The sequence below is a fragment of the Flavobacterium sp. genome (genome assembly GCF_043722275.1).
Classification (GTDB): domain Bacteria; phylum Bacteroidota; class Bacteroidia; order Flavobacteriales; family Flavobacteriaceae; genus Flavobacterium.
The window spans coordinates 1-12,271 of sequence record NZ_JAYSPC010000086.1 but is presented as its reverse complement, the minus strand read 5'-3'; the positions used below and the strand labels follow the sequence as shown (position 1 = coordinate 12,271).

General features: G+C 34.5%; 12 protein-coding genes. 1 reads left to right on the top strand and 11 read right to left on the bottom strand.

What is annotated here, in order from left to right:
* Positions 1-501: 501 nt before the first annotated feature.
* The 3 genes from ACHZDT_RS11175 to ACHZDT_RS11165 all read right to left on the bottom strand — a co-directional run bounded on the left by ACHZDT_RS11175 (position 502) and on the right by ACHZDT_RS11165 (position 3,864).
* Complete coding sequence (locus tag ACHZDT_RS11175; protein ID WP_213297681.1) at positions 502-945, bottom strand: hypothetical protein; 444 nt, start codon at positions 943-945, stop codon at positions 502-504.
* A gap of 112 nt (positions 946-1,057) precedes the next feature.
* Positions 1,058-1,426 (bottom strand): hypothetical protein, encoded by a 369-nt coding sequence (locus ACHZDT_RS11170; protein WP_394774710.1) that lies wholly within the window; start codon positions 1,424-1,426, stop codon positions 1,058-1,060.
* A 104-nt stretch (positions 1,427-1,530) separates the two neighbouring features.
* The gene (locus ACHZDT_RS11165) at positions 1,531-3,864 is read right to left on the bottom strand and encodes a GH92 family glycosyl hydrolase (protein ID WP_394774709.1); all 2,334 of its coding nucleotides are present in this window, start codon (positions 3,862-3,864) and stop codon (positions 1,531-1,533) included.
* A gap of 180 nt (positions 3,865-4,044) precedes the next feature.
* Between ACHZDT_RS11165 and ACHZDT_RS11160 the strand changes: the two genes are divergently transcribed.
* A complete protein-coding gene (locus tag ACHZDT_RS11160) occupies positions 4,045-4,668 on the top strand; it encodes a M949_RS01915 family surface polysaccharide biosynthesis protein (protein WP_394774708.1) in 624 nt (207 codons plus the stop codon).
* A gap of 324 nt (positions 4,669-4,992) precedes the next feature.
* Here the strand turns inward: ACHZDT_RS11160 and ACHZDT_RS11155 are convergent, their stop codons facing one another.
* The 8 genes from ACHZDT_RS11155 to ACHZDT_RS11120 all read right to left on the bottom strand — a co-directional run.
* Positions 4,993-5,595, bottom strand: a complete 603-nt coding sequence (locus ACHZDT_RS11155; RefSeq protein WP_394774707.1) for a GNAT family N-acetyltransferase — start codon at positions 5,593-5,595, stop codon at positions 4,993-4,995.
* A gap of 446 nt (positions 5,596-6,041) precedes the next feature.
* A complete protein-coding gene (locus ACHZDT_RS11150) occupies positions 6,042-6,398 on the bottom strand; it encodes a hypothetical protein (protein WP_394774706.1) in 357 nt (118 codons plus the stop codon).
* 460 nt (positions 6,399-6,858) lie between these two features.
* Positions 6,859-8,037 (bottom strand): AIR synthase related protein, encoded by a 1,179-nt coding sequence (locus ACHZDT_RS11145; RefSeq protein WP_394774705.1) that lies wholly within the window; start codon positions 8,035-8,037, stop codon positions 6,859-6,861.
* A 166-nt stretch (positions 8,038-8,203) separates the two neighbouring features.
* Positions 8,204-9,688, bottom strand: coding sequence for a carboxypeptidase regulatory-like domain-containing protein (locus ACHZDT_RS11140; RefSeq protein ID WP_394774704.1), 1,485 nt, complete (start codon positions 9,686-9,688; stop codon positions 8,204-8,206).
* Positions 9,689-9,753: 65 nt separating this feature from the next.
* The gene (locus tag ACHZDT_RS11135) at positions 9,754-11,115 is read right to left on the bottom strand and encodes a CsgG/HfaB family protein (RefSeq protein ID WP_394774703.1); all 1,362 of its coding nucleotides are present in this window, start codon (positions 11,113-11,115) and stop codon (positions 9,754-9,756) included.
* 1 nt (position 11,116) lies between these two features.
* Entirely contained in the window at positions 11,117-11,521 is a 405-nt protein-coding gene (locus tag ACHZDT_RS11130; protein WP_394774702.1) for a curli assembly protein CsgF, read from the bottom strand.
* 16 nt (positions 11,522-11,537) lie between these two features.
* Positions 11,538-11,867, bottom strand: a complete 330-nt coding sequence (locus ACHZDT_RS11125) for a CsgE family curli-type amyloid fiber assembly protein (protein WP_394774701.1) — start codon at positions 11,865-11,867, stop codon at positions 11,538-11,540.
* Positions 11,864-12,271, bottom strand: a 408-nt coding sequence (locus ACHZDT_RS11120; protein ID WP_394774700.1) for a hypothetical protein, incomplete at its 5' end; no start/stop codon positions are given. The genes ACHZDT_RS11125 and ACHZDT_RS11120, both read right to left, overlap by 4 nt.

The following is a 12,271-nucleotide window of genomic DNA, read 5'->3' as shown; positions in this document are numbered from 1 at the left end:
ATTGTCTTTGCGAGGAACGAAGCAATCTCACTAATAATTAAGACACAATATTTACTCTCATTTTATGTCCTCCTGAGCGTCCCGAGGCTTCGGGAGAAGGATCGCACAGAAACTCTACAAACATAATCACCAATCTTTGCGGGACTTCGACTCCGCTCAGTCTGACAAAGATTATGTGCAAAATTGGTCTGCGCATTTTTGTCATCCCAGGGAACAAGGGATCTCCGCAAGCAGCTCGCCAATTTAGGGAAAACTTTGCGTTAGTTTCTTGTAGAGATCCCTCGTTCCTCGGGATGCCAAGATTGTGTATATAAAAAAACCGACAAGTGATTGTCGGTTTTTTTTATGATTTAATTTACCAAAATTACTCTTTAGTTGTCATCCCGAGGAACGAGGGATCACACGAGTAACTCTACAAAGATTGGCGATTTACATGACGGAATTTCGAGTGAGATTTCTCGTTCCTCGAAATGACATAGTTTGTGTAATTCTTTGTTTTCTTTATTTCTTAACCGGAAACTTCCAGTCAAATTCGTCTTTATCATTGATAATTGCCCCAATTTCAAACTTCACAACTTCATCAAATTCAGTTTGAAGAATAAACCAATTGTCTTCATTAAAATAATTTTCGAAAGTATCAAAAGTTTCCTGAGTAAATTTTGTGATTCCTTTTGTTGCTAGATCTTTCTTTACATCATCAATTTTTCTTCCGATTAACTTGAATCCGGAAACTTCTAAATCATTGCTTGATGCTACTAAATAACCTAATTTCAAGTCTTCTTCCTGATAAAATGTCAATCTGATTTTGTGTGAATTGTATACAAAAATTACATTCTCATCTTCGTCTACATAATTTTTATCAGGTTTTCCTAAAGCAGCCGTTACATCGTTTTGCTTCATTCCGAAAAGCAATTTATCAATTCCTGATTTTAGATTTATTTTCATATTTACTTTTTATTTAAAGCGCAAATTTCGTGAAGTTTTTGCAAACTAAACCATATTGTTTACTTTTTATCAATTATTCTAACTTAAAAACAAACTTCCGAATTATACATTATTATTTTATTCGCCCAACTTTTTTAGCGATTGTTATATAATCTTCAGATTCAACAAAATCTATTGCTTCTGAAATTATTTTTTTTAGCGAAACTCTTTCTTTTTCAGCTATTTTTGTTCCAAATTCGGCAATTCTAATTTCTGAAAGTAGTTCTTTTTCTAATTCTGACCTTATATCTACTGCTTTATTATTTAAAATAAGACTACCGGGAAATAGCTTATATTCAATTTCTCCTCTACTTTTTTCTAAAATTACTTTCTGCACCAACTCAACTTCATAAAAAATAGAATCTTCTTTTTTCATTTTTAAAGTAATGGTTCCACCATCCATCCAAAATCCTATATCTTCTATTTTTATTTTATTTTTCATATCAAACTAAACCATTCCTAATTTCTAAATAACCGAAACCTTAAATGACATTCAAAAAAAAACGTCATAACTCCCCTCTATCCGTACAATCCGCGGGCTAAATTTTAATTCTGATAATTCTTCTTATTCGGTTTACTACTCATATAAAAAGTAATTTTTCCACCATTAATAACATCTGCATGTTTTAAGAAAGGTTTATCTAATTGCTTTCCGTTTAAAAGTACCTTACTCACAAACACATTTTTATCAGATTGATTTACGGTTTCGACTTCAAAATTCTTCCCGTTTTCTAAATTGAAAACTGCTTTTTTCACTAACGGACTTCCCAAAGCATATTCATCAGAACCTGGCGCAACAGGATAAAATCCTAAACTGCTAAAAATATACCACGCACTCATTTGTCCAAAATCGTCATTTCCACCTAAACCGTCAGCTCCATTTCTATACATTTTTTTCAGGATCATTCTGATTTTATCTTGTGCCTTCCACGGCGAATTTGTCCAGTTGTACAAATAAACGACGTGATGCGAAGGTTCGTTTCCGTGAACATAATTTCCAATAATTCCTTCTCTGGTAATATCTTCGGTATTTTCGAAATATTTATCCGGTAAATGCATGCTGAATAAAGAATCTAATCTCACGTTGAATTTCTCATTTCCGCCCATCATTTTAATCATTTCAGCAGGATCTTGCGGAACGTACAAACTATAATTCCATGAATTCCCTTCAATAAAACCTTGTCCGTGAGTATCTAACGGGTCAAATTCTTTTTTGAAAGTTCCGTCATTTAATTTAGGACGCATAAAACCGGTTTTAGCATCGTAAACGTTTTTATAATTTTTAGATCTTTCGATAAATTCATTATAAACATCAGTTTCACCTAATTTTTTAGCTGCCTGAGCGATTGCCCAATCATCATAAGCATATTCTAAAGTTTTAGAAACCGATGATCCGTTTTTATCTTCCGGAACATAACCTTTAGTCATATAATATTCCAATCCGTCATAATAAGGCACTTTTGCTGTGTTTACACAAGCCTGAAGCGCTTTTTCCTTATCAAAATTTCCATTGCCTTTTACAATTGCATCGGCAATCACAGAAACCGAATGATACCCAATCATACACCAATTTTCATTTGCATAATGCGACCAGATTGGCAACATTTTATGTACGCTTTGGTCAGAATGCGCTAACATCGAACTAATCATATCTGAATTTCTCGCTGGTTGGACTAAATTAAATAAGGGATGCAACGCCCTGTAAGTATCCCACAACGAATAACTGGTATAATTTTTAAAGTTATCCGCTTTATGAACATTCATATCAAGACCTTTGTAATTTCCATCTAAATCCATATATTCAGTTGGACCTAAAAAAGCATGATACATTGAGGTATAAAAATTAACTAAATCTTCTTTCTGAATGGCTTCTATCTGAATTTTATTCAATTCGGTATTCCAAATTTCCTGACTTTGTTTTTTTACTTTTTCAAAATCCCAACCCGGAACTTCTTTCTTCATATTTTCAAGCGCTCCAGCCGAACTTACCGGTGATAAAGCCATTTTGATTTTGATCTTCTCTCCTTCTTCGGTATTAAAATCAAAAAACAATTTTAAGTTTTGACCTGCCATTTCCGGAAAATTTTTGGTTTGATCAAATCTTCCCCAAAAACCTTTGTAAACACTTTTTTCAAGAGGCGCTTGTCCGTAACTTTTAATTGGTTTACTAAAAGACATGGCAAAATAAACGGTTCTGGTTCTCGCCCAGCCATTTGTCTGACGATATCCTGTAATTAAAGTATCATTTTCTACGCGCACAAATGTCCAAACATTCTTTTTATCATAATTGTAAATTCCTGAGGTCAAATCAAGAATAATATGTGCTTCATTTGATTTTGGAAACGTATATTGATGCATTCCTACTCGCGTTGTTGCTGTCAATTCGGCTTTAATATTATGATCTTCCAGAAGTACGCTGTAATATGCAGGTTCTGCTTTTTCGGTCGCATGAGAAAACGCCGATCGATAACCTGATAATGGTTTTGATGCAACTCCGGGATTCAATTGTAATTTTCCGGTTGTTGGCATAATTAGAAAATCTCCTAAATCAGAATGTCCGGTTCCGCTAAAATGCGTGTGGCTAAAACCTACAATCGTTTTGTCTTCATATTGATATCCTGCACAATATTTATAAACATCTCCATTGTATTTTCCGTTTAAACCGTAAGCAATTGTATCGGTTTCCGGACTTAATTGTACGCTCCCAAACGGAACTGTTGCTCCGGGATAAGTATGTCCCATTTTGGCTGTACCAATCATTGGGTCTACATACTGAATCAGATTTCGATTTTCAATTGTCTTTTTCTGAGCATTTGCTGAACTGCCAAGTACTAAAAATGATAATCCAAAAAGGAAATTTTTACAATTTATTCTATTCATTAGATATTTTTTTAATCATTATTCTTTGTTTCAAAAGAGTATAGGATATTTACTAAAACGATTTACCAATACTTTTAGGTTAGAAAAATACAACAAAATATGCTCTTTAAAAAATATAAATTCCTTTGACGTTAAAAGGTTTTAAATATCTTTGATTTATAAAAATGCCACTTTGCACATATGAAGAATTTTATTTTATTGCTTGTACTTTCTTATTCTACAATTAGTTTTTCACAAAAGATAGAAAGTTATAGACTTACAAAGGAAGAAATAACGGAACGGGAATTAAACGAGGTTTCGGATTTTTCTATTTATAAAGCATTTGAATGTGCCGATAAAAGCGGCGTTTATAATTTGCTTTTATGCGAAAACCAAAAAAATATTTCTAAAAAAGATACTTTAAATACTAAAATTCAGGCTATTTGTACAATGGCGGATCATGGCGGTTTTCTTGAAAAATGGAGAATTAATGATTTATTAGAAGATAATGAACCGAAGGAAACAAATATCTGGTTCTGGACAAAATATTGCAGCACAAAAGATCTTGACGGCGATGGTTATATCGATCCTGTAATTGTTTATGGAACAAGAAATGAAAATGATGAAATAAGACGCGTAAAAATTATTACGGTTTATAAAAACAAAAAATACGCAATTCGTGCCGTTGAATGTGATTTAGATATTTGCAGAAGTTTTAAAAAAGATGCAACTTGGAATTCTTTACCGCAGAAAATAAAAAGTTATATTGATAGTTTGGTTGTAAAAATTAGAAAAGAACAAGATTTGTTATTAAAAGATGGGTAGATAACTTTAAATTCCAATTTTTAAAATTCCAAATTCCAATTCTCGCAATATCAAAAATCAATGACAAAATTCAATTTCAAATTGAAATGGCCTATTCTCTTTATGGAAACTGGATTAAAATCCAGCCCTACAATATTTGGTCGAGCCTGTGGCTTTTTTTAATCTTTCTTTATTTTTTCTAAACTTGATGAATCCCGAAGTTTCGGGACAGTCTATAATATTAGTCGAGCCTGGGCTTTTTTTAAAGCGTTTTTTGTTTTCTAAATTGGATTAGTGCCGAAGTTTTGGGGCATCTCCACAATATGGTTGAGCACATGGCTCTTTTTAAAGTTTTTGCTTTAGGTTTTCTTTTACTTCGTTGAACCATTCATTTTTTAATATGCTTAAAACAATTGAATCGCGACGTGTTTCTTTATTCACTGTTGGCATATGGCTTCGTAAAACGCCTTCGACTTTGCAGCCAATACTTTTCATAGCGGCAATACTGCGTTCATTATTGTTATCGGCACGAAATTCTACGCGTTCCATTTCTAGGGTTTCGAAGGCAAATTGCAGTAATAAGTATTTGCAATGTTTGTTGAGTCCGGTTCCTCTAAAAGCGGAACCGTACCATGTATAGCCTAATTGCAAGGTTTTGTAATCAAGCTGCATATCGTAAAAACGTGTTGAACCTGCGTATTTTTGTGACTTTTTATCGAAAACTATAAACGGGAATTCTCTTTTATCTTCTCTATTTTTTATTGCCGACTGAATGTATTTGATCAAATTTTCTTTTCCGTCAGCACCAACTAATGAATATTTCCAGGTTTCTGGTTCGTTGATGGAGATTTCTAATAAGTTATCGACATCTGATTCTTGTAGCGGGCGTAATAGAACTAAGTCGTCTTCTAAAATAATATTGTCAGAGAAATTGAAATTTGCATTCATGTTTTTTTTATTTTTTTGCCACAGATTAAAGTGATTTCAATGATTTATTTTGTGATTCAATGTGTAGTCCCTACGGGCAATGTCATTAAGTTAACGAAAATCCACAATGTTTTCCCAATAAATCTGTCGCAAAATCGCAAAGATTTGTCATTTCGACGAAGGAGAAATCTCCGTAAGTAACTCCGCAATGCAAATCCAATCTTTGTCGAGCTTCTAGCGGAGATTTCTCCTTCGTCGAAATGACAATATTGTGTTTAAACTTTGCGTCTTAGCGCCTTTGCGAGATTAATTTTATTTTTTCAAAAGCTTAACTTAATGACATTGCCCGTAGGAACTATACTTTTTTGAGAATCTCTGTGAATCTTTGTGCAACTTTGTAGTATAATTATTTCGCAAAGATTCACGAAGATCACGCGAAGATTCACAAAGTTATCAATCTAAAATATCTATTCACTCATTTCATCATAGCGTTCCGGAATTTGAGGATCGTATAAAGGACATTTAAATTCTTCCATCAGCGCAACTAGTTTATCCATAGTTTTACCTTCGGTTCCGTAGCAGTCAATTTTGATGCTTTGTGGCGTTAAAATTACTTGAAATGCTCCTTTTCCGGAAGTATTTTGCCAGCTGTTTTCGTCGACTTTTTCCCATTTAGAGAATACCGAAGCGATTCGGTTCATGATTACCTCAACCGGAAGTGTTTCAAGACCTTCAACTGTTTCTTTTTCTATAAGAGATTCGTAAACTTCATGGTGGTTTAGGTAAACTTCTTCTAAATATTTCCAAAAAAGTAATTCGTACATAGCCTGGTGTTTTTTAGCCCCGATAGTAGTGAAAATCCTTTTGTTTTTTTCTTTAAAAAATAAAAGATTGTAACGGATAGCGGGATTAGCTCCTGAAAAAGCTAATGGTTATTATTTGTATAACGTAATTATTCTTCAGCTTAATGAAATTGAAGACTGGAAAATTGGAACGTGGGGCTTCGACTCCGCTCAGCCTGACAATTGAATTTTCCTTAGTCTGACATTTGACTCCGCTCAGCCTGACAATTGAATTTTCCTTAGTCTGACATTTGACTCCGCTCAGCCTGACATTTGAATTTGCTTAGTCTGACAATTAAATTCTTTCAGCTTGAAATTTGGATTCCGCTCAGTTTTATCAACGTTGCGGGAGACGCACTGCTGTGCGCCTCTACATATTACGTTGTGAATAAATTTTGCTTAGTTACTTAGTAACTCAGAACCTTAGCACCTTTAAAAAAAACTAATATTCGAATGTTCCGTATTCGCTGGTAATTGTGAGTTTTTTAGCATCGGCTGCTTCTACTCTACCTACGATTTGGGCATCGACGTTGAACGATTTTGAAATCGCAATAATGTCTTGTGCAATATTTTCAGGAACATAAATTTCCATACGGTGACCGCAATTGAAAACCTGATACATTTCTTTCCAGCTGGTTTTTGATTGTTCCTGAATTAACCTGAACAATGGCGGAACCGGAAATAAATTGTCTTTTATAATGTGTAAATTTTGTACGAAATGTAAAATTTTAGTTTGCGCTCCTCCGCTGCAATGCACCATTCCGTGAATTTCGTTTGGCGTATAGGTGTCTAAAATTTTCTTGATAATTGGCGCGTAGGTTCTTGTTGGAGAAAGCACTAACTGACCTGCGTTTATGGGGCTGTTTTCAACCTCATCAGTTAAATTTACCTGACCTGAATAAATTAATTCTTCGGGAACAAGTGCATCGTAACTTTCAGGGTATTTTTTAGCTAAATATTTTCCGAAAACATCATGACGTGCAGATGTTAATCCGTTACTTCCCATTCCGCCATTATAACTTTTTTCGTAAGTTGCCTGCCCAAAAGAAGTCAAACCTACAATTACATCTCCGGCTTTTATGTTTGCATTGTCTACAACATCGCTGCGTTTTATACGGGCAGTTACGGTAGAATCTACAATTATGGTACGAACAACATCGCCAACATCAGCAGTTTCACCGCCTGTTGAATGAATGGTTACGCCAAAAGTTTTTAATTCGTTGATTAATTCTTCGGTTCCGTTGATGATTGCCGAAATTACCTCAGCTGGAATTAGGTTTTTATTTCTACCAATTGTAGATGAAAGCAGGATATTATCTGTTGCGCCAACGCATAATAAATCGTCGATATTCATGATTAAAGCATCTTGTGCAATTCCTTTCCAAACTGAAATATCTCCGGTTTCTTTCCAATACATATACGCCAGAGACGATTTTGTACCTGCTCCATCGGCGTGCATGATTAAGCAATATTCCTCATCTTGGGTAAGGTAATCCGGAACGATTTTACAAAATGCTTGAGGAAATAAACCTTTATCGATATTTTTTATGGCGTTGTGTACGTCTTCTTTTGATGCCGAAACACCTCTTTGTTCGTACCTTTTGCTAGAATCTGAATTCATGAAACTTAGTTTGTGTTGATGTGGTGCAAAGATAATCCCTTTTTTTAATTCTTGGGGTTATACTATTTAAAATTAGAATATTTGATGCACAAAAAAATTCGGCAGGTTTTGTAGCACTGCCGAATTTCCTGAGTAAAAATTGGTTTAAAAAATTCGGTTTCTAATGTTATTCCCAATCGGACATTGCGGTTCCTGAAAATAATACTGTTCTGGAATTGGTTACTCCGATGGTTGTTTTTACGGTGTTTTTTATCGAAATACCGTCATTTGAGGTATTGGTGAAAATTAATTCGGATTCATTAGGAGAATATCGCACATCGAGATCATTTGTTCCTGAAATTTTCTCGGTAATGATTTGCGTTGATAATCCCGATGCAAAACTGTATTCGAAAATTCTCGAATCTAACTGTCGGTAATTTAAATTTTCAAATCCGGAAAGGTCTTTTGTATATACTAATTTTTGTCCGGTAATCGAAAAATTTAATCCGCCAACTGCTCCATTTTGCCCTGAAAGTATTGTTGTTGTGACTACTCCGGAGGGATTAATTACATAAACCTCAACATTATAACCATTTGCATCATTTACTTTTAATGCTATTTTAGTTCCATCAGCGCTCCAGTCACATTCGGATATGAATTTGCCATTTGGTGTTTGGAATATTTTGGTTAAACCGCTTCCGTCGCTGCTAATTTTGTAGAGTTTATCAAAATTAGGGTAAATAAATTCGCTTCCTGAAGCATTCCAGGAATACCCTACATAATCTGAATTAAATCCGGCAATTGGGACTGAACTTGTTATTCGTTTTACTCCCGTTCCGTCATAATTCATGGTATAAAGATCATTTTGAGAACCGCTTGTTCCTATAAAGGCTATTTTCTTGGCTTGGTTGTTTCTTCGCGGACGCCAATAATTTTTATCTGAAGGGGTTAATTGATATTGTTTTCCGGCATCATCAGCAGTAAAAATCACATTATTATCGTTGATGTTTTTTACAAATAAAAATCTCGTAGCAGGAAATGCAAGTGTTGTAAATGTACTTATAGTGCTTAAAACCGGTGTATTTACTCCATCTGTAACTTCAATTTGCCAATAGTATTTTGTGTTATATATTAAGTCTGTTAATGTTAGTTTTTTCTCTTTTATAACATCATATATTTTTACGTCGCTATTGGTCGCGTTTCTAAGGGTTAGTTTAAAAATCAGCTCGTCATTATCCGGATCTGTATCTGTCCAGGTCAGGTCTAAGGATATTGCCTGAGCGGTGCTGTTATCAACGGGACTTACTAATACAGGAATTGTTGGCGGTTTATTATTTGCCGTTGCTTTTTTAAGTTCAAAAACAACTTCGGATGTATTGTTTACGGTTACTGTTGTGGCTTCAAATTTTGCTACAAAACCGTCTTTTTGCGCCTGAAAAGAGTATTCGCCCACTTTTACGTTCGAAACAGTAAATTTACCGTCAACATCTGTAAAAACGGTGCTTGTTGTTGGGCTGGAAAGTATTTTTACATTTTCCATTGGTTCAAAAGTATCTGCATTGACGACTCTTCCGGTAACGGTACCAAAGGAATTTTCTCCTAGTTTTTCTTCACTGCAGGAAACCAAAAACAATAAAAAAAGTATGCTGGTTATTTTATATAAATACTTCATTATCTATTTGTTTAAATTTTAAACTCATCGTTATATTTTCAAAATTTCGGCTTTGCCAATTCCTTTTATTTTTTCTTTTGGGCGAAATAATAGATAAGTCCTAACCCGAATTTGTAATAATAATCATCTCGTGTTCCTGCTTTTATATAATCGACATTATCACTGAAATTGATATTTTGCTCCGCAAATAATTTGATTCCAATTTTATCAGATACCAGATATTCGAGTCCTAAACCGTACTGAATTTTACTGGATCCATTTTCGAATTTTTTATTTGTCGCATATCCTCCGCCTCCATATAAATAAGGTGTAAAACGATCTTTTGGGAGTAAAAGCCATTCAATATTAAGATCGTAAGTGATATAACCTACGTCGAGTAAATTTTTATTGGCGAGATTGACCACATTTGTCGATGCGCTGACATTAAAACCGGGTGTTATAAAAAACTTTAAAGCTCCCCGACCAAAAGGTCTTAATAACGGATCTTGATAATCTCCATCCATTAAGGTTGCTCCGCCGGAAATTTCGATTGCAAATTTGCTTCTTCTATTTTCCAGCACTCTTCCATAAAGTGCGGTTGCTTCTGCTGCGTCACTTTCTTTATTGTATGCTTTTATTAAATTATCAACCTGATCTTTTGGCGCATCGGCTTCCCAGATATTGTCTTTTATTCCTTCTAAAATTAAAGATTCAACTGCTTTTTCGATGGCTTCGGTTACTGCCATATGTACTGGCTCGTTTGTAGTATATCCAGTTTCGACTTCTAATAATCTTTTAAAATTTACATATCGGAACAAACTTTCGTCAATTGCCTGCGACAAAATGGTTTTAGAGATATAAACCGATTTTAGAATTTTTCCGTTTGATGTTGAAATCATTCTCAAATATACCGTAACGCGGTCCTGACGGTATTTTACAGAAGCTCCTGCGCCAAAATATCTTGCTCCAAAACCTCCGGTAATTATATTAGAATCATAGGAAACTATTCCGCCTTCTAACAAAACTCCGGCATATAATAAAGGTGTTAATTGTGGTTCGTTAGGATTGGCATTTTTTACATATTCCTGACGCGTTGCCCGAATGAGGTTTCGTTCCTGAAGTAAGTTGCCAATATTTTCACGCTCGATGGGTACAAACCACTTAGAATCTTCAAGCGCTTTTATCAGGATAGATGTTGCGCCCTGAGTCACGGCGGTGCTAAAACTGCTTCCGTTTTCCTGAGGTTTATATTGCCCGGTTTGGTCCCTGAATTTATAGACTCCTACGATAACTGGTTCTTTTGGTTTTGGCAAATCTTTTAGTAATGAAGTAGCAGGAGTACCTTCTCCTATAATTGCTTTTTCGACTCCGGTTGGCTGATTGTAATAAGCGCCGCAGCCCGAAAAAAGAAATCCGAATAAAATTAATAGGTAGTGATGTAATCTCATGTTATTTATTTGGGATAATTACTTGAGTTTGTTCTCCTGTATTGGTATCTAAAATATTGAGTGTGAGTCCGTCTGCTGATGGATAAACATCAACCGAATAGCTCCCGAAAGTATAGGAACCTTCCTTAATACCATCTGTACCAAATTGTTGTTTGTAGAGAGAACTGGAAATCTGACTTAATAACTGCGAATTTAAATTGGCTTTAAATCGTTCTAAATCAGTTTGTTCTTTTGTTACGGCTGTTTTATCTTTTTGCTTATTTTGAGCTTCGGCACTGCTCAATAACCATTGATAATTAAAAGTATCTCCACCAAAAGCCGGATTAACGGGTTTATAAACCAAAGCCTGAGCGTTTATAAATGGAGAAATGAGTAGCAGGATTGCTAGGGTTAAAATAAATTTCATGTCGTTAATAATAAAATTAATACTGAGTGAAATATTTTCGCTGTTTTTCTTTTTCTTTAAAATAAGTGAAGGTGGCATTAACAGATTCCTCTGCAACCGCGTCCAGAAATTCGTCGTCCGGTCTGGCTAAAAACTCATAAATAACCTCATTGTCTATGGTTATTGTTATGGCTGTATTGCGTGCAAAACTATATTCTTCACCTATTGTTACTATCTTTTCAGCATTTATTCCAATATCATTGTATTTGTAATAATATCGATCATAAAAATCTTTACCAATTTTTGTTTTGGTGTCATCTGTAATAATTCCTCTTAAAACGAATCCGTCAGCAGGAAGTATTATCACATCTTTTTTTTTTCTTCACCCAAAACCACACGATCTTTCGCTATTATTTGTTTGTCTTCATCATAAAACAATAATAAAACGATTACCTCATCATCTTCTGAAACATTAATTTGAGAAGTTGATAATTTTTGCAGTTCGTTTGGCTGGAGGGTAAAAACACCAACTTGGTCATTATTAGATTGATTATTACTTTTATTATTGTTTTTTATAACAGACATTTTGTAGGAGGCACTTCTGATAACATCGGTAAGGTTTTCAGCAGTTCCCGTGATTTTTACATTGCCTTCAATTTTTTCTATTTCCAGTTTCGCTTTTAATTTGTCCTGCGGAACCTGACCATATAATATGGCGCTGAGAATTAGAGGTAAAAAGGTAATATGTCGAGGTATAAAACGCATATTTAA